This is a genomic window from Sporofaciens sp. SGI.106 (assembly GCF_050314255.1).
Classification (GTDB): Bacteria; Bacillota; Clostridia; order Lachnospirales; family Lachnospiraceae; genus Claveliimonas.
This window is the reverse complement of the sequence record NZ_JBNPMZ010000020.1, coordinates 13,254-30,796: the sequence shown is the minus strand read 5'-3', so window position 1 is coordinate 30,796 and position 17,543 is coordinate 13,254. Positions and strand designations below refer to the sequence as shown.

At 44.7% G+C, this 17,543-nt stretch carries 17 protein-coding genes; 15 read left to right on the top strand and 2 right to left on the bottom strand.

What is annotated here, in order from left to right:
* Nucleotides 1–49 precede the first annotated feature (49 nt).
* From pstC to ACQRCC_RS12700, 7 genes are read left to right on the top strand one after another with little or no spacing between them, the layout of a single operon-like run.
* Entirely contained in the window at nucleotides 50–943 is an 894-nt protein-coding gene (gene pstC / locus ACQRCC_RS12730; protein ID WP_427851154.1) for a phosphate ABC transporter permease subunit PstC, read from the top strand.
* The gene (gene pstA, locus ACQRCC_RS12725; RefSeq protein WP_427851153.1) at nucleotides 936–1,799 is read left to right on the top strand and encodes a phosphate ABC transporter permease PstA; all 864 of its coding nucleotides are present in this window, start codon (nucleotides 936–938) and stop codon (nucleotides 1,797–1,799) included. The genes pstC and pstA overlap by 8 nt, the downstream gene beginning before the upstream one ends.
* 17 nt (nucleotides 1,800–1,816) lie before the next feature.
* On the top strand, nucleotides 1,817–2,566 hold the full coding sequence (gene pstB / locus ACQRCC_RS12720; protein WP_427851152.1) for a phosphate ABC transporter ATP-binding protein PstB: 750 nt from the start codon (nucleotides 1,817–1,819) through the stop codon (nucleotides 2,564–2,566).
* Nucleotides 2,567–2,569: 3 nt separating this feature from the next.
* On the top strand, nucleotides 2,570–3,235 hold the full coding sequence (gene phoU / locus ACQRCC_RS12715) for a phosphate signaling complex protein PhoU (protein ID WP_427851151.1): 666 nt from the start codon (nucleotides 2,570–2,572) through the stop codon (nucleotides 3,233–3,235).
* 14 nt (nucleotides 3,236–3,249) lie between these two features.
* A complete protein-coding gene (locus ACQRCC_RS12710) occupies nucleotides 3,250–3,930 on the top strand; it encodes a response regulator transcription factor (protein ID WP_427851150.1) in 681 nt (226 codons plus the stop codon).
* A gap of 34 nt (nucleotides 3,931–3,964) precedes the next feature.
* Nucleotides 3,965–5,302 (top strand): ATP-binding protein, encoded by a 1,338-nt coding sequence (locus ACQRCC_RS12705; RefSeq protein WP_427851149.1) that lies wholly within the window; start codon nucleotides 3,965–3,967, stop codon nucleotides 5,300–5,302.
* A gap of 56 nt (nucleotides 5,303–5,358) precedes the next feature.
* Entirely contained in the window at nucleotides 5,359–6,249 is an 891-nt protein-coding gene (locus ACQRCC_RS12700; RefSeq protein WP_427851148.1) for a DMT family transporter, read from the top strand.
* Between the two features lie 103 nt (nucleotides 6,250–6,352).
* Here ACQRCC_RS12700 and ACQRCC_RS12695 read toward each other — a convergent pair whose 3' ends face one another.
* On the bottom strand, nucleotides 6,353–7,210 hold the full coding sequence (locus tag ACQRCC_RS12695) for an AraC family transcriptional regulator (protein WP_427851147.1): 858 nt from the start codon (nucleotides 7,208–7,210) through the stop codon (nucleotides 6,353–6,355).
* Between the two features lie 225 nt (nucleotides 7,211–7,435).
* Between ACQRCC_RS12695 and ACQRCC_RS12690 the strand changes: the two genes are divergently transcribed.
* The 8 genes from ACQRCC_RS12690 to ACQRCC_RS12655 all read left to right on the top strand — a co-directional run bounded on the left by ACQRCC_RS12690 (nucleotide 7,436) and on the right by ACQRCC_RS12655 (nucleotide 16,749).
* Complete coding sequence (locus tag ACQRCC_RS12690) at nucleotides 7,436–8,725, top strand: ABC transporter substrate-binding protein (RefSeq protein ID WP_427851146.1); 1,290 nt, start codon at nucleotides 7,436–7,438, stop codon at nucleotides 8,723–8,725.
* 17 nt (nucleotides 8,726–8,742) lie between these two features.
* Entirely contained in the window at nucleotides 8,743–9,621 is an 879-nt protein-coding gene (locus ACQRCC_RS12685; RefSeq protein WP_427851145.1) for a carbohydrate ABC transporter permease, read from the top strand.
* Complete coding sequence (locus tag ACQRCC_RS12680; protein ID WP_427851144.1) at nucleotides 9,621–10,463, top strand: carbohydrate ABC transporter permease; 843 nt, start codon at nucleotides 9,621–9,623, stop codon at nucleotides 10,461–10,463. The genes ACQRCC_RS12685 and ACQRCC_RS12680 overlap by 1 nt, the downstream gene beginning before the upstream one ends.
* A 98-nt stretch (nucleotides 10,464–10,561) precedes the next feature.
* Nucleotides 10,562–12,742 (top strand): alpha-galactosidase, encoded by a 2,181-nt coding sequence (locus tag ACQRCC_RS12675; RefSeq protein ID WP_427851143.1) that lies wholly within the window; start codon nucleotides 10,562–10,564, stop codon nucleotides 12,740–12,742.
* Nucleotides 12,743–12,781: 39 nt separating this feature from the next.
* Nucleotides 12,782–14,623 (top strand): amylosucrase, encoded by a 1,842-nt coding sequence (locus ACQRCC_RS12670; RefSeq protein ID WP_427851142.1) that lies wholly within the window; start codon nucleotides 12,782–12,784, stop codon nucleotides 14,621–14,623.
* Between the two features lie 176 nt (nucleotides 14,624–14,799).
* Nucleotides 14,800–15,513, top strand: a complete 714-nt coding sequence (locus tag ACQRCC_RS12665; protein ID WP_427851168.1) for a polysaccharide deacetylase family protein — start codon at nucleotides 14,800–14,802, stop codon at nucleotides 15,511–15,513.
* 80 nt (nucleotides 15,514–15,593) lie between these two features.
* Nucleotides 15,594–15,839 carry a TM1266 family iron-only hydrogenase system putative regulator gene (locus ACQRCC_RS12660; RefSeq protein ID WP_427851141.1) on the top strand — a complete coding sequence of 82 codons (246 nt, stop codon included), beginning with the start codon at nucleotides 15,594–15,596 and terminating at the stop codon, nucleotides 15,837–15,839.
* 49 nt (nucleotides 15,840–15,888) lie between these two features.
* Nucleotides 15,889–16,749 (top strand): YitT family protein, encoded by an 861-nt coding sequence (locus ACQRCC_RS12655; protein WP_427851140.1) that lies wholly within the window; start codon nucleotides 15,889–15,891, stop codon nucleotides 16,747–16,749.
* 58 nt (nucleotides 16,750–16,807) lie between these two features.
* Here ACQRCC_RS12655 and ACQRCC_RS12650 read toward each other — a convergent pair whose 3' ends face one another.
* Nucleotides 16,808–17,452: a PduL/EutD family phosphate acyltransferase gene (locus tag ACQRCC_RS12650; RefSeq protein ID WP_427851139.1), complete on the bottom strand. Its 645-nt coding sequence runs from the start codon at nucleotides 17,450–17,452 to the stop codon at nucleotides 16,808–16,810.
* Nucleotides 17,453–17,543 lie beyond the last annotated feature (91 nt).

Here is a 17,543-nt window from a genome sequence, read left to right as displayed (position 1 = left end):
TGTCCGAAACCGGAAGCGTGTCATTAAGATAAATGAGGTAAAAACATAAATGAAATCTAAAGCATGGAAAGAAACCTTCATGCGGGGAGTGTTCTTCATTGCCGCCTGTGCTTCGGTACTGGCGGTAGCTCTCATTTGCATCTTCCTGTTTGCAAATGGTGTTCCTGCTATGAAGGAAATTGGGTTTGGTGAATTTTTAAGTGGGAAAATGTGGAAACCGAAGAATGATATCTTTGGAATCTTTCCTATGATCATCGGCAGTCTGTACGTGACGGCCGGGGCAATTATTTTTGGAGTGCCGATTGGTATACTGACAGCAGTGTTTATGGCACATTATTGTCCGAAGCAAATATACAAACCGCTGAAAACAGCGACGGAGTTGCTGGCTGGTATTCCATCCGTTGTATATGGATTCTTCGGACTGGTAGTACTGGTACCAGTAATTCGGGAGCTGGGAAGAAGTCTGAAAGAAATGGGACTATTAAAGTCATCAGGAAACGGAAGCAGTATTCTCACAGCGTCTTTGCTTCTTGGAATGATGATCCTGCCTACTATTATTGGTCTGACAGAGTCCTCGATCCGTGCGGTGCCGGAATCTTATTACGAAGGCGCGGTGGCTTTGGGGGCAACTCATGAGAGAGCAATTTTCCGTGTGATGCTTCCGGCGGCGAAGTCGGGCGTGACAGCAGCCGTTGTACTTGGAATCGGCCGTGCCATCGGTGAGACTATGGCCGTTATCATGGTAGCGGGAAATCAGGCCAGAATGCCGGCAGGCATTTTCAAGGGAGTACGAACACTGACGGCCAATATCGTCATAGAGATGGGATATGCGGCAGATTTGCACAGGGAAGCACTGATAGCGACCGGAGTAGTGCTTTTCGTGTTCATCCTGATCATTAATTTCTGCGTTGCAGTACTTAAGAGGAGGACAGACCATGAGTAGAAATCAGGAAACCTTAAAACAGAAGATGAAGAGATATCTTCGTACACCGGGTTCGCTGCTTATGATGTTGCTGGTTATGATTGCGGCAATCCTGACCTTCTCGGTGTTGATATTTTTGATTGTGTATATACTGGTACATGGTGTCCCATATATTAAACCATCTTTATTTGCTCTGAAATATACATCGGAAAATGCATCCCTTATGCCGGCTTTGATTAATACGGTGATAATGACAGTATTTTCATTGCTGATTGCTGTGCCGTTGGGCATCTTTTCGGCCATATTTCTGGTGGAATATGCAGGACGGGGAAATAAATTCGTAGAAATCATCCGTCTGACAACAGAAACACTGCAGGGAATTCCATCAATTGTATACGGACTCTTTGGTATGCTGTTTTTTGTTACTACCTGTGGGTGGGGGTTCTCTTTACTGGCGGGAGCATTTACACTGGCAATCATGATTCTTCCATTGATTATGAGAAGTACGGAGGAAGCTTTGAAAGCAGTACCGGATTCCTATCGTGAAGGAAGCTTCGGGCTTGGTGCAGGAAAATTACGTACCGTCTTTCGCATTGTACTGCCATCGGCAGTTCCGGGAATCCTTTCCGGTGTGATCCTTGCCATCGGAAGAGTGGTCGGAGAGACGGCGGCGTTGATATACACTTCCGGAACCGTAGCTGCGGTTCCAAGCAGTGTAATGGGTTCCGGAAGAACACTGGCGGTACATATGTACAATCTGGCCAGTGAAGGACTGTATATGGATCAGGCATATGCTACGGCAGTTATCCTGCTGATACTGGTAGTGGGAATCAATACCCTGTCTAATGTGGCTGCAAAGCGTTTGACGAAAGTATAAGAAAATAGGAGACGAGCATGAGTAAGTTAAGTATAAAAAATCTGGATTTATATTATGGTGATTTTCATGCCCTGAAAAATGTGAATCTGGAGATTGAGGAAAATAAAATCACCGCATTTATCGGACCTTCCGGATGTGGTAAATCCACACTGTTAAAATCCATTAACCGTATGAATGATCTGGTGGAAGGATGCCGCATCGAAGGAGACATTCTTCTTGACGGACGGGATATTTTCAGAGATATTGATGTGAACCTGCTGAGAAAACGGGTGGGAATGGTGTTTCAGAAACCAAATCCGTTTCCAATGAGCATATATGATAACATTGCATTCGGTCCCAGGACCCATGGTATACGATCCAAAGCAAGATTGGATGATATTGTAGAGAAATCCCTTCGGGATGCCGCTATCTGGGATGAGTGTAAGGACCGTCTTAAGAAGAGTGCGCTGGGAATGTCCGGCGGACAGCAGCAGAGACTCTGTATTGCGAGAGCGCTGGCGGTACAGCCGGAGGTTCTGCTGATGGATGAGCCGACTTCGGCGCTGGATCCGATTTCTACATCCAAGATTGAAGACCTTGCGATGGAGCTGAAAAAAGATTATACTATTGTCATGGTAACACATAATATGCAGCAGGCTGTCCGTGTATCTGACAATACCGCATTCTTCCTGTTGGGAGAAGTTGTGGAATATAATGACACTGAGAAATTGTTCTCTATTCCGGCAGATAAGAGAACAGAGGATTATATTACAGGGAGGTTCGGTTAGGATATGCGTAATAAGTTTGATATGCAGCTTGAGCTGTTGAATCATCAGCTCATCCATATGGGAGAATTGTGCGAGATTGCAATTAACCGTGCGACGGAGGCACTTCAGGAAGGAAGCATGAAAAAAGCGAAGGATGTCATGGAGGCAGATGAGGAAATTGATCAGATGGAGAAAAATATTGAGACCCTCTGTCTGAAGCTTCTTCTTCAGCAGCAGCCGGTGGCACGGGATCTGCGACAGATATCTGCAGCGCTTAAGATGATAACAGATATGGAGCGTATCGGTGATCAGGCATCGGATATTTCGGAAATCATTATTACTGCAGGCGAATCTGAGGCGGTGGATATACAGGAAATCGGTGAGATGGCATCTGCAGCTGCGAAGATGGTGAGAGACAGCGTTTCCGCTTATGTGGAAAAGGATCTGGAGCTTGCCAGAAAAGTCATGGAAGCGGATGATACAATTGATCAGATGTTTGAAGATATTAAAAATAGTATCATGCAGTTGATTGCAAAGGGCGGCGATATGAAAGCCGGAAGCAAGGCTGTTGATCTGATCATGGTCACCAAGTATCTGGAGCGTATCGGCGATCACGCAACCAATATCGCAGAGTGGGTAGAATTCTCCATCACAGGAATCCATAAGGGACAGCATATGCAGGAACACTGATAGGAGAAGCAGACATGATTTATTGTGTGGAAGATGACAGTAATATTAGGGATTTAGTTGTATACACTCTTGAGACCACGGGCTATAAGGCGCGTGGTTTTGAGGATGGTAAGGCATGTATGGAAGCTTTGGCGTCGGAGACACCAGAGCTTATTTTGCTTGATATTATGCTGCCGGGAGAGGATGGAATGTCCATACTCGGCCGACTGAAGGCCGCCCCTGAGACCAGAGACATTCCGGTGATTATGGTGACGGCAAAGGGGGCGGAATACGATAAGGTAATGGGACTGGATTCCGGTGCGGATGATTACGTAACCAAGCCATTTGGCATGATGGAATTGATTTCACGGATTAAGGCGGTTCTTCGCAGAGTATCGAAAGATGCGGGAGAGGGAGAAGGACTGCTGATGTGCGGGAATCTTACGATGGATGGGAAGAAGCATGAGGTGAAGGTTGACGGAAGTGTCGTGACGCTTACGTTGAAAGAATTTGAGCTTTTGAAGCAGCTTTTGAAGCATCCGGGAATCGTACTTACCCGAGATCAGCTTCTGGAAGATATCTGGGGCTATGATTTCGGTGGTGAGACCCGTACGGTGGATGTACATGTACGAACTCTCAGACAGAAGCTTGGGGATGCGGGAGAATATATTGAGACTGTGCGGGGAGTCGGATACCGGATGAGAGGAGAACTGTGATTCCGGAGGCGTACTTGAAAAACAGGAGATTATTATGAGGAAAAAGATACAGCGCAGTATGGTGCTGGTGATTACGGTGACAATGTTGATATCCTACCTGCTTCTGACAGTGGTAGTCTATCATCAGAGTGTAAGTATTATTGAAGATGAAATCCGCCAGGAAGCAGATTATATCTGCAAGGCACTGGAAATTTCCGGGGAGGAGTATCTTGAGCCTCTGGATGCAGTACGTAAGACTACCAGGATCACCTGGATTGCAAAGGACGGACAGGTTCTGTATGATTCTACAGAGCCTGTAGATAACGAAGAAAAAATGGAAAATCATGCTTCCAGACCGGAAGTGAAGCAGGCTTTAGAGAGTGGAACCGGGCAGGAGATCCGGCAGTCCGATACCATGGGGCAGGAGCTTTTTTATTATGCGAAGAGACTGGAGGATGGCACTGTTCTCCGGGTATCCAAGCCTATCAATACTGCATTTCGGTCTGCTGTTCAGGTATTTCCGATAATGGCAGTCCTTGCGATAATCATGCTATTGTTTGCATGGCTGCTTTCCGGAATGCAGGTAAAGAAGCTGATTCGTCCGGTAAATAATCTGGATCTGGAGCATCCGATGGACAACCAGGTATATGAGGAGCTGACTCCTCTTCTGGAGCGGATCGACAGGCAGAATAAAGAAAAAGAAGCAGTTGCCAATATGAGAAAGGAATTTTCGGCAAATGTGTCCCATGAACTGAAGACACCTCTTACATCTATTTCCGGATATGCGGAAATCATGATGAACGGTCTGGTAAAACCTGAGGATATGAAAGGATTTTCACAGAGAATCTATCATGAAGCCAGACGTTTGATTACTCTGGTGGAAGATATCATAAAACTGTCCCGTCTGGATGAAGGAAGGATTGAGCTTGAGAAGGAGGAGGTCAATCTTTATCGTCTGACCCGGGAAATATGCAGCCGACTTGCACCGCAGGCTGAGGCGAAGCATGTCAGGATTCAGGTGACCGGAGAGGAGGTTGTGTACTGCGGTATCCGGCAGATCCTGGATGAGATGATCTATAATATCTGTGAAAATGCGATCAAGTATAATAGGGATGGAGGCAGTGTATCTGTGTGGGTTGGCAGTACCCTGAACGGAAAGAAGGTTATTGTTAATGATACCGGAATTGGAATTCCGAAAGAACAGCAGGAACGGATATTTGAGCGGTTCTATCGGGTAGATAAGAGTCATTCCCGGGAGACCGGAGGAACAGGTCTTGGACTTTCTATTGTCAAGCATGGAGCAATGCTGCATCATGCACAGATACGCGTAGAAAGTCAGGTGGGAGTTGGAACGAGAATGGAGCTGGTATTTGAACTTGAAAAGCAGGGATAAATTGTTTATAATCAAGAAAGAATATTGAAGGAATGGCTGAATGCCAATGATGAGAGATGAAGAATAAAGACAGAATTAAAGGATTTGTACTTGCTTTTATGGCGGGGTTATTGTGGGGTGCAACCAGCCCGATAGCACAGTTTTTATTTCAGCATAAAGGAGTGGTATCTTCCTGGCTGGTTCCGTACCGCCTTTTGGCAGCAGGAATATTGCTGCTTATATATGCCATTTTTAAGAAGATGAATATAGTGGAAATGTGGAAGGACAAAAGTGACGGTATTCGTCTCGTCGCATTTGCCATTTGCGGTATGATGGGAATGCAGTACAGCTTCTTCAGCGCGGTGCAGGAGATGAACGCGGGAACGGCGACCATTTTCCAGTATCTGAATCCTGCGATGCTGATTATATATTTTGCAATTATTTACCGGGTGAGACCAAAGAAAAAAGAGATCATTGCTGTGCTCTGCTCTCTGGCCGGTATCTTCCTGGTGGCTACACATGGTAATCTGAGGGAACTTACAATCTCACCCCTTGGTATCATACTGGGATTGATCCTGGCGCTGACTACCTGCTGTTATGGAGTAATTCCCATGCCGCTTCTCAAGAAATTTCAGGCAGAGGCAGTCTGTGCCTGGGCGATGATCATTGGCGGAATTGTTCTGACACTGGCAATTCGCCCATGGAGATTCCCGGTGGATATCGACTGGCAGGTTGTTGTAGCATTCTTTTCCATCGTAATATTGGGAACCATACTCCCGTTTTGTTTCTACCTTGCATCACTGAAAAGTATCGGTTCCGTTTATGCCGGATTATTATCGGCGGTGGAGCCGGTGGCAGCAACGATAATTGCAGCAGTTTTTCTGGGCACAACCTTTACACCTATAGATGTGGTAGGATTTGCTCTGGTGTTGTCAACAATGTTTATTTTGAATATAGGGTCAATGTGATGTTAATTGGGGACGTAGCAAAATGCATTTTGCTACGTCCCCAATTAACATTTGTGCTGTCCCCAATTGACATTTGCGCTGTCCCCAAACTGTATCTGTACACCTAATCCGGTGCCTGAAGTTTATGTTCATTTCTCCAGTTTCTGGGAGATTCTCCGTAAATATTTTTAAATGCCCTTGAAAAGTGAAGCTGATTGGGATATCCCACAGCATTTCCGATATCACTGATGGAAAGCGAGGTAAGTTTCAGAAGCTCGGCAGCCTTAGTCATCCGATAGTTCATTAGAAATTCCTGGGGGGATTTACCAATGGTATCGTGGAAAATTTTTCCGAAATAACTGCGGTTCAATCCGCAGAAGGCCGCGATATCCTCTACGCTGATATCATTCTGGAAGTTCTGTTCGATGAAGGACAGGGCTTCTTTGATGTAGAAATCTCTGACCTTTCCGCTCTGTTTTATCCGGCGGGAGGAAGAGGAACGGGTCAGGTAATCCAGAAAAAGATACAGGTGACCGATCAGATGAAAGGATGACATATCTGAGTGGTTGGTAATATATAGCATCTCGTTCATCAGGTCGTTGCGTAAATCTCTGGAGTTGGCGTGATAGATTGGATTATCAGGTGTGAGACCGGCAATTTCTACTGTTTCTTTGGCGCGGAGACCATCAAATTCAAGCCAGACATATTCCCAGGGAAGAGTGGAGTCTGCGATATAGGTATTCACCTGGTGGGGAAACATCATGAAGCCCTGCCCGCTTTTGATGTGATAGGGCTGGGTGACACCGTGTGAATCGTCTGCATACAGGATTCCTGTCCCGGATATGACGTAGTGAAACAGGTAGTGATTGCGGGCTGCGGGTCCGAAGGAATGGGAAGGGGAACATTTTTCCCAGCCATACTGATATAGTCCAAGGTCTACAAAATTTTCATTTGGAAAAACAAAAAACATGGAATCACTCATAGATTCTAATCCTCCGTTCTTCTGTCTACAGTGTTTTTTCGATCTTTTTTCTCATTATATCCTGAAATATACCAAAATGCTAGACTACTTTATTATATATGTTTGAAAACGGCATTTTGGTATAAAACATGAAAAATGCGGATATTTATAGACGCATTATGGTATGTTACAATGTGCGTAGTTAGAGAAAGTTAAAAAAAGAACCAGAAAGGAGCAAAATGAGAGATGTATAGGAAAGGAAAGAAAATGATCAGCCTGCTGTTAGTCATGACAATGACTGCGGCGATGCTGCTGACCGGCTGTCAGAGTGAGACAGACAATGGGAAGACTGTAATTACTATGTTGCAGTACAAGCCGGAAGCGGTAAAGATTTTCGAGGAGCTGGAAGAGCGGTTCAATGAATCTCACGATGATATCGAATTAAAGATCGAATCCCCAAACGATGCTATGACCGTTCTCAAGACCAGATTTATCCGGGAGGATGTTCCGGATATTATCGGAATCGGAGGAGATGTGAACTTTTCCAACTTCCTGGATGCAGAAATGATCATGGATATTTCAGATTTTGAGGGTCTGGACTCCATTAAGCCCGCATATAAGGACATAGACAAGGCGCTGGAATTTGTGCCTTATGAAGGAGTTTACGCTGTCCCATATGTGGCAAATGCGGCAGGCATTCTTTACAACAGGGATATGTTTGAGGAGCACGGATGGGAAATCCCGGAAACATGGGAGGAATTCATCGCGCTGTGTGATGAAATTAAGGCAGAAGGAATCCTGCCACTGTATTTTGGATTCAAGGATACATGGACATGCCTTGCACCGTGGAATGCAGCAGCAGTAGACCTGGCACCATCCGATGTATGCCAGCAGGTGAATAAGGGAGAGACAACATTTTCAGATGAATACAGAGAAGTGTCTGAAAAGATGCTTGCACTTCTTGAATATGGACCGGATGATCCGTTTGCATATGACTATAACGGAGCATGTACGGCATTTGCTAATGAAGAATCGGCTATGTATACCATCGGAAGCTATGCGGTTCCTCAGATTAAATCTGTAAACCCGGATATGAATATTGATTCCTTCGTGTTCCCGGGATGCAGTGACGAAGCGGACAACAAGCTGAATTCCGGTATTGACCTTCAGTTCTGTGTCACAAAAGATTGTGAGAACAAAGAAGCAGCATATGAAGTGCTGAATTTCCTTCTGGAAGATGAGAGCATTCAGACTTATCTGGATGCGCAGGATGCAGTTCCGTGTAAGGAAGGAGATTTTGAACTGCCATCTACTCTGGATGGAATGAAGAAATACATCGATGCGGGAAGAATGGCCGATTATCAGGATCATTACTATCCTGCGGAAATGTCGGTTGACGCACAGATTCAGACATTCCTGATGCATGGAGATGTGGATAAATTCCTTGCCAAATTCGATAAAGACTGGCAGAGATATAACCGTGATATTATCCGCAAGGTGGAAGCATACGAAGCAGAACATGCAGATGAGAAATAGGAAGGGGGAAACGAAGCATGCAAAAAGCAGCAATGGGTAACAGAAAGCGGACATATCTGATGATTACAATTCCGATTGTAGCACTGTTCTTCTGCTTTAATACATTACCGTTAATCAAAGGTGTTATTTACAGTTTTACCAATTTCAAGGGCTATGGAAGCTATGACTGGGTTGGTCTTCGCAACTACATAGATCTCTTTACAGATGCAAGAGTCGGAGGGTCTTATCTGTTTACTTTCAAATTAGCTATTACGGCAACCATTGTTACGAATGTAATCAGTCTGATCCTTGCACTGGGACTGAACAGCAAGATCAAATTCAAGAGTGCTCTGCGTGGTGCATACTTTATTCCAAACGTATTGGGAGCGTTGGTTGTAGGTTATATTTTCAACTACTTTTTCACATACATTCTTCCGGCACTCGGAAAAATGATCGGAAGTGAAGGATTGAGCTCCAGTATGCTTTCCAGCACGAAGCTTGCATGGATTGCTGTTGTAATCGTATGTGCATGGCAGTCGATTGCAATGAATACGATTATCTATATTTCCGGTTTGCAGACGGTTCCGGAAGATGTTTATGAAGCAGGAGCTATTGATGGGGCGACAGGATGGAAACAGTTTAAGCATCTTACTTTTCCGCTGATCCTTCCATTCTTCTCTATTAACATGGTTCTCTGTGTGAAGAACTTCCTGATGGTATTTGATCAGATCATGGCATTGACCAAGGGAGGTCCGGCGCAGAGTACAGAGTCCATTTCTTACCTGATCTATAACAATGGTATGGGAGGCGGACAGTTTGGTTTCCAGAGTGCCAACGCAGTAATTTTCTTCGTAGTAATCGTGGCAATTTCTGTATTCCAGATGACAGTATTAGGAAATAAGGAGGAACAGCTGTAATGAATAAAAAAGTAAAAGCAAAAGTGAACTGGCCGATTACGGCTCTGTTAATCGCAGGTCTGATTACCGTTGCATTTCCTCTTTATATGACAATTGTAATCGCTTTTAAGAAACCTTCCGAGATGACAAATGATGTTGCGGGAATCCTTTCCCTGCCGAAATCCTGGAGCCTTGAAAATTTTGCCGAGGCAATGCGTGTGACAGACTTCTGGCATTCCCTGGGTAACAGTCTGATTATTACAGTATTGGCAGTAGGTATTTCAATCATACTTCATTCCATGCTGGGATATGTAATCGGACGCAACAAAGCAAAGAGTAAATTTTACAAATTTATTTACCTGTATGTTGTAAGTGGTATGTTCGTTCCGTTTGCAATCCTGATGATGCCTGTTGTAAAGCAGACAGCTCAGCTTGGACTTGCGAATATGGCTGGCGTAATTCTGCTTTATGTGGTATTCTATATGCCAATGAATGTATTATTATATTCCGGATATCTGACAAATATTCCTCTTGCTCTTGAGGAGGCTGCATATGTGGACGGAGCGAATACCTGGACAACTTACTGGAAGGTAATCTTCCCGATCATGAAACCTATGCATGCTACGGTTGCAGTACTTACAGCACTGGGAACATGGAATGACGTTATGACTCCGCTGGTTGTCATGTCCGGTGAGGGAGGAACGACTCTTCCTCTTGCACAGCTGAATTTCCAGACACAGTTCGGTACAAATTATAATCTGGCTTTTGCATCTTATCTGCTTGCCTTATTGCCGATTCTGATCTTCTACCTGATCTGTCAGAAACAGATTTTGAATGGTGTTGTAAATGGAGCAGTCAAGTAGTGAAAGATACCAGGATATCATAATACAAAATGCAGGAAATTCTGCGATATGCCCATCTGTTCAGGATGGGCATTGAGTGGTTAGAAAAGGAGATATTTATGGCAATAATTTTCAATGAAGTAGACAGAACATTTACATTACACACAAAAAATTCGACGTATCAGATGCAGATAGATCGTTTTGGATATCTGATGCACCTGTATTATGGAAGAAAGGCCGAAGGCTGTATGGATTTTCTTCTGACTTATTTCGACAGAGGATTTGCGGGTATTCCTTATGATTCGGAAAATGACCGTACATACTCCCTGGATATTTTGCCACAGGAATTTCCATGTATGGGTACTGGGGATTACAGAAGTGCAGCCCTTGTAGTGGAGGATGAAAAGGGAATTCAGGGATGTGACCTGAGATTCTGTGATTATGAGATTAAAAAAGGAAAATATGCTCTTGAGGGACTTCCGGCTGTTTATGCAGATGAAACAGAGGCGGAGACTCTGGAGATTGTTATGGAAGATCCGGTATTGAAAATGAAGGTTGTGCTGCTGTACGGTGTCCTTCCGGAGCGTGATATTATTACCAGAGCAGTAAAAATCACAAATCAGGGAGAGGGCAGGATTTATCTGGAGAAGGTTCAGTCCGCATGTCTGGATTTTGTATCCGGAGATTATGACCTGATTACCTTCTATGGCCGTCATGCTATGGAGCGGAATTTCCAGAGAGCAGCAGTGGGACATGGAAACTCTGTGATCGGCAGCCGGAGAGGAAGCTCCAGTCATCAATATAATCCGATGATGATTCTGGCGGAGCAGTCTGCTACGGAATCTGCTGGAAGCTGTTATGGATTATCCTTTATGTACAGTGGTAATTTTAAGGGAGAGGCGGAAAAGGATCAGTGTAATCTGACGAGAGTGCTTCTTGGTCTTCAGGATGAGCAGTTCTCTTATCCGCTTGATCAGGGAGAGAGTTTTGTCGCACCGGAGGTGATCCTGACCTATACACATGAAGGTCTGAACCGTCTGTCTCAGAATCTGCATACCTGCATCCGCAAACATGTATGCCGCGGAAAGTATAAAGAAGAGATACGGCCAATTCTGGTAAACAGCTGGGAGGCAGCTTACTTTGATTTTACCGGAGAGACAATCTATGACCTGGCAGTTCATGCCAAAGAGGTTGGAATCGAGATGGTAGTCATGGACGACGGATGGTTTGGTAAACGTGACGATGATAACAGCGGTCTCGGGGATTGGACGGTGAATGAGAAGAAGCTTGGATGTACACTGGGAGAGCTGATTGAACGAATCAACGCTCTGGGCATAAAATTCGGTATCTGGATTGAACCGGAGATGATTTCCGAGGACAGTGACCTCTATCGGGCACATCCGGACTGGGCATTTACAATTCCGGGTAGAAAACCGGGACGCAGCAGAAATCAGTTAGTGCTTGATTTTTCCAGAAAAGAAGTTGTAGATTACATTTTTGAAAAAATCTGCGCTGTGTTAGATCAGGGAAATATCGAATATGTGAAATGGGATAAGAACCGCAGTTTGTCGGATATTTATTCCGCAGTTACAAAGGATCAGGGAAGAGTGCTTCATGATTATGTGCTTGGAGTTTATGATTTCCTGGAGCGTCTGATGCAGCGCTATCCGGATATGCTGATTGAAGGATGCAGCGGCGGCGGCGGACGGTTTGACGCGGGCATGATGTATTACACACCGCAGATCTGGTGCAGTGATAATACGGATGCGGTTGACCGTGTGAGAATCCAGTATGGCACCTCTTTTGGTTATCCGGTATCGACAGTAGGTTCCCATGTGTCTGCGGTGCCGAATCATCAGACCGGAAGAATCACTTCCATGCATACCAGAGGTGTGGTGGCAATGGCAGGAACCTTTGGATATGAGCTGGATCTGGGCAAGCTTACGAAAGAAGAAAAGGAAGAAATCCGTCAGCAGGTGGCGGACTATAAGAAATATGCACCATTGATTCAGAACGGAACATACTACCGTCTGACCAATCCATTTACGGATGAGACGGGAGCATGGGCATTTGTATCCGAGGATCAGAGGGAAGTACTGCTGAATGTTGTGTTGCTGGAGATGCATGGCAATATGACGGTTCCGTATGTAAAACTGCAGGGACTGGACAGTGATGCTTTATATAAAGATGAGTTAAGCGGTAAAGTATACAGCGGAAGTGCACTGATGGAGATGGGTATGCCTGTCACAGAAAGATTCTGTGAATATCCGGCAATTCAGATGTATCTTACACGTGTGTAATCTGTGTTTTTATTTGAAAGAGAAAGGAATAAAGAAGCAATGTCAAAGGCTGATGAAGTATTTCAGAGAAGGATGGACAGGCATCATGACGAGCTGAGATGGCTTTATATGGAGCTTTATCAAAACGATGATATGTTTGCGGAGCTGTGCAGTCAGCTGTATCGATTTTACAAAGAGCGCAGGCAAAAGCTTCGGAACAGAGATGAGAAAAGAGAGCAGGAGCCGGACTGGTTTAAGAAAAAGAACATGCTTGGCATGATGCTCTATATTGATAATTTTGCAGGGAATCTTCAGGGGATGAAGACGAAAATTCCTTATTTAAAACGATGCAATGTGAACTGCGTACATCTGATGCCCTTCCTGGATTCCCCGGAAGGACGTTCGGATGGAGGCTATGCGGTAGCAGATTTCCGTAAGGTGCGCCCGGATCTGGGAAGCATGGAGGATCTGGCAGAATTTGCGGATGCCTGCCATCAGCAGGAGATGAATGTCTGTATGGATTTTGTGATGAACCATACTTCCGAAGATCATGAGTGGGCAAGGCGCGCCAGAAATGGTGAAGGAGAGTACATGAGCCGATATTTCTTCTATGACAGTTATGATATACCGGCACAGTATGAGCGGACCGTTCCCCAGGTGTTTCCGACAACAGCGCCGGGGAATTTTACCTGGCTTCCGGAGGTCGGGCATCATGTGCTGACAACATTTTATCCTTATCAGTGGGATCTGAATTACAAAAACCCGAGAGTATTTAATGAGATGATGTATAATTTCCTCTGTCTTGCCAATCAGGGAATGGATATCATCCGTATTGATGCAGTGCCTTATATCTGGAAAGAACTGGGGACCCAGTGCCGGAACCTGCCGCAGGTACATACCATTGTGCGCATGATGCGAATGATTGCGGAAATCGTCTGCCCGAGTGTAGTTCTTCTGGGAGAAGTCGTTATGGAGCCGGAGAAGGTAGTACCTTATTTTGGAACGGTAGAGAAGCCGGAATGTCACATGCTCTACAATGTGACAACAATGGCAACCACATGGAACAGTGTGGCAACCCGGGATATCCGTCTTCTGAAACAGCAGATGGATATTGTGAACAGCCTGCCGAAAGAATATACCTTCCTGAATTATCTCCGATGTCATGATGACATCGGCTGGGGACTGGACTTTGGAACCCTGCGCCGGTGGGGCATGGAAGAAGTGAGTCACAAGAGATTTCTCAATGATTTCTTTACCGGAAAAGTGGAGGGAAGCGTAAGCCGCGGAGAACTGTATAATGACGATCCGGTGACACAGGATGCCCGGTTCTGTGGAACAACAGCCTCTATGTGCGGTCTGGAAAGTGCCGGATTCGAACAGGACGAGAAGAAAACAGACGATGCCGTGCGGATGATTCTCATGCTGCATGCATATATGCTGACCCAGTCCGGAATTCCAATGTTATACAGTGGAGATGAAGTAGGACAGGTGAATGATTATACCTATAAGGAAGACCCGAAAAAAAGAGAAGATTCCCGCTATGTACATCGTGGGGCATTCCGCTGGGAGCTGGCAGAATATAGCCGGGATGAGAATACCGTGCAGGGAAAGATATTCCATGGGCTAAACCGGATGGAAGAAATTCGGAGAAATCTGCGCGTATTTGATACGGATGCCAGTGTTTACACTTATGATGTGAAGGACAACAGCATTCTCTGCATTTTAAGAGAATGTGAGGGAGAGAGATTCTTCGGTATCTTCAACTTCAATGATAACCCGAGAACTGCCTGGATGAAGGAAGAGGGAGCGTATCGCAATCTGATGACGGGTGAGGAGATAGAGTTAAATAATGTGGAACTGCCCGGACATGGATTTTTGTTAATTGGGGACGTAGTAAAGTGAACTTTACTACGTCCCCAATTAACATTTGTGGTGTACCTTTTTGCAAAATGCCCTGTCCCCAAATGACGTAGGACGAAGTATGCCAGCATACAATATAAGTAAAATGACTGTTTCGGAGACGGAGAATGCACGAAAAAAGAAAATGGAAGCAATATGGCACGTTGCTTTTGATGCTGATGATAGCCCTTGCCGGTTCTTTTAAATATCTATCCTCATATACGAGTGTATCCAGTCATGTGAACGGACGGGAGCTTCCGATATACAGTGTGGAAACGGATGAAAAGAAAGTGGCGCTGACATTTGATGCGGCATGGGGAAATGAAGATACACAGCAAATATTGGATATACTGGCTAAGCATGATGTAAAAGTTACATTTTTTATGACCGGAGGATGGGTGGAAAAGTATCCGGAGGATGTAAAAGCAATCCTGGCAGCAGGCCATGATTTGGGCAACCACAGTGAGCATCATAAGAATATGAGCCAGCTTTCGGAGGAAGAGAAGACGAACGAAATAATGGAGGTGCATAACCGTGTGAAAGCACTGACGGGAGTGGAGATGAATCTGTTTCGTCCGCCTTACGGAGATTACGATAATGCAGTTGTGTTAAATGCAGAAAAGAATGGCTACTATCCAATTCAATGGAACGTGGATAGTTTGGATTGGAAAGATTACGGTGTTGATTCTATATTGAAAACGGTTCTTGAGCATAAAGATCTTGGAAACGGATCCATTATTTTGTGTCATAACGGAGCAAAATATACTGCGCAGGCGCTGGATGCATTAATTACCGGATTGGAGGAGAAGGGGTATGAGCTTGTGCCGGTATCCCAGCTGATTTATAAAAAGGATTATCATATGGATGTGACGGGTCGGCAGATAGCAGATTGACTTTTCCGGACAAGGGATTTACTATGAAGTATAGAAGATGTCATAAGGACAGATGATGAATAACAGATGGAGGAATTCCTATGGATACCAGAGTTTCAGTGATTAGTATTATTATAAAAAACGATGAAGCAGCAACAGCGATTAATGAGCTGTTACATGAATATCGTCAATATGTTGTGGGGAGAATGGGGATTCCCTATCGCGACAGAGGTATTTCAATTATAAGTGTAGTGCTGGATGCGCCTGGTGATGTGACCAGTGCGCTCTCCGGCAAGCTTGGTATGCAGCCGGGAGTGAGTGCAAAGACACTAACGGCGAAGCTGTAGAAGAACGCGTATGGTATTATTGAGAGAAAAATTACAAAGGGGACACGTGATGAAATTTAGTTTGAAAGAAGATGGGAAAAGAGTCATTGTTATTTGTATTGCGGCTTTTTTAATGGCATTAAATATTAAATCATTCGTTCGGACAGGCGGGTTATATCCGGGAGGAGCGACGGGATTAACGATTCTGATACAGAGAGTAGTACAGATTTTTGGGAATGTGGAAATTCCATATTCCCTGGTGAATCTATTGTTGAATTCTGTTCCGGTTTATATTGGTTTTCGGTTTATCGGGAAGAAATTTACATTGTATTCCTGCCTGATGATCGTTCTCAGCAGTGTGTTTGTTGATATTGTACCGGGCTATACCATAACATATGATACGTTGCTGATCAGTATATTCGGAGGCCTGATCAATGGATTTGTAATCAGTGTTTGCCTTTTAGTAAATGCAACAACCGGCGGGACGGATTTTATTGCAATTTATTTGTCAGAAAAAAAGGGAGTAGATTCTTTTAATATCATACTGGCGTTAAATGTTGTGATACTTGCTGCAGCGGGACTCCTGTTTGGTTGGGACAAGGCGCTTTATTCGATTATTTTTCAGTATACATCGACGCAGGTACTTCATACCCTGTACAAAAAATATCAGCAACAGACATTATTTGTGGTTACAAATAAAGCGCAGGAAATCAGCGAGGCTATTTCAAGAGAATGTAACCATGGTGCAACGATACTGGAAGGGGAGGGCTCTTACGGACACTGTGAACGTCATGTGGTGTATTCGGTTGTATCCAGCGCGGAAAGCAAAAGGGTGATTCATGCAGTGAAGCAGACAGATCCGAAGGCATTTGTGAATGTGATTCGGACAGAACAGCTTTCCGGAAGATTTTATCAGAAACCAACAGAATAATGAAAAAAGAAAGGCGTGCGATGCTTCTGTTGTGTGAAGCTGCACGTCTTTCGGATTTTTACAGTCTGGATATACCGCTTTGGAGTTCTTCAGCCCATTTTTGCAGATTGTAGGTTCTTCCACCGAACAGCTTCAGGATGACACCGGTCGGCTGATTGTCGTTGGCGAAAGCGTTGGCTTCGTCTGTATCTACATGCATGGCAAGGGCGAATTTGGGACTGACTCTGACAACGACATCGGCGAAGATCAGGGAGCGCTCAAAGCTTTCCATGATTACGAAGACTTCGTCATTGTCTTTTACGTTCATCTGGATTGCCTGTACCGGAGTCATGTGGATGTGGCGTTTTGCAACGATGACACCGTGATCCAGTTCCAGTGAGCCCTTCGGCCCTATGAGGGTGCACCCCGGGGTATCTTTTGTGTCTCCGGACTGCCGTATGATTCCCGGCACTCCAAGTTTCCGGGAGTCGGTCATAGAGATCTCTACCTGTGTTTCCGGACGATAAGGTCCGAGTAGTGCCACATTTTCAAAGGAACCCTTTGGCCCCTTGATTGTAACACGTTCTTCGCAGACATACTGTCCCGGTTGACTCAGCTCTGATTTATATGTAAGTTCTGCGTCGTCACCGAACAGGATATGAAAATCTTCTTCGCAGATGTGCATATGTCTTGCACTTGTTTCTATTGGTATTGCTATTCCCATTGTTATTCCACCTTAATTTTTATTGTTCAATTCAAATACACCAATGCTAGTATTTTAGCAAAAAAAAATAAAGATTTCAATTGGAGATTGC

Excerpts from the sequence above, each read along its gene's own strand:
- pstC (WP_427851154.1), top strand. The coding sequence starts at position 50 with ATGAAATCTAAAGCATGGAAAGAAACCTTCATGCGGGGAGTGTTCTTC.
- pstA (WP_427851153.1), top strand. The coding sequence starts at position 936 with ATGAGTAGAAATCAGGAAACCTTAAAACAGAAGATGAAGAGATATCTT.
- pstB (WP_427851152.1), top strand. The coding sequence starts at position 1,817 with ATGAGTAAGTTAAGTATAAAAAATCTGGATTTATATTATGGTGATTTT.
- phoU (WP_427851151.1), top strand. The coding sequence starts at position 2,570 with ATGCGTAATAAGTTTGATATGCAGCTTGAGCTGTTGAATCATCAGCTC.
- ACQRCC_RS12710 (WP_427851150.1), top strand. The coding sequence starts at position 3,250 with ATGATTTATTGTGTGGAAGATGACAGTAATATTAGGGATTTAGTTGTA.
- ACQRCC_RS12705 (WP_427851149.1), top strand. The coding sequence starts at position 3,965 with ATGAGGAAAAAGATACAGCGCAGTATGGTGCTGGTGATTACGGTGACA.
- ACQRCC_RS12700 (WP_427851148.1), top strand. The coding sequence starts at position 5,359 with ATGAAGAATAAAGACAGAATTAAAGGATTTGTACTTGCTTTTATGGCG.
- ACQRCC_RS12695 (WP_427851147.1), bottom strand. The coding sequence starts at position 7,210 with ATGAGTGATTCCATGTTTTTTGTTTTTCCAAATGAAAATTTTGTAGAC.
- ACQRCC_RS12690 (WP_427851146.1), top strand. The coding sequence starts at position 7,436 with ATGTATAGGAAAGGAAAGAAAATGATCAGCCTGCTGTTAGTCATGACA.
- ACQRCC_RS12685 (WP_427851145.1), top strand. The coding sequence starts at position 8,743 with ATGCAAAAAGCAGCAATGGGTAACAGAAAGCGGACATATCTGATGATT.
- ACQRCC_RS12680 (WP_427851144.1), top strand. The coding sequence starts at position 9,621 with ATGAATAAAAAAGTAAAAGCAAAAGTGAACTGGCCGATTACGGCTCTG.
- ACQRCC_RS12675 (WP_427851143.1), top strand. The coding sequence starts at position 10,562 with ATGGCAATAATTTTCAATGAAGTAGACAGAACATTTACATTACACACA.
- ACQRCC_RS12670 (WP_427851142.1), top strand. The coding sequence starts at position 12,782 with ATGTCAAAGGCTGATGAAGTATTTCAGAGAAGGATGGACAGGCATCAT.
- ACQRCC_RS12665 (WP_427851168.1), top strand. The coding sequence starts at position 14,800 with ATGATAGCCCTTGCCGGTTCTTTTAAATATCTATCCTCATATACGAGT.
- ACQRCC_RS12660 (WP_427851141.1), top strand. The coding sequence starts at position 15,594 with ATGGATACCAGAGTTTCAGTGATTAGTATTATTATAAAAAACGATGAA.
- ACQRCC_RS12655 (WP_427851140.1), top strand. The coding sequence starts at position 15,889 with ATGAAATTTAGTTTGAAAGAAGATGGGAAAAGAGTCATTGTTATTTGT.
- ACQRCC_RS12650 (WP_427851139.1), bottom strand. The coding sequence starts at position 17,452 with ATGGGAATAGCAATACCAATAGAAACAAGTGCAAGACATATGCACATC.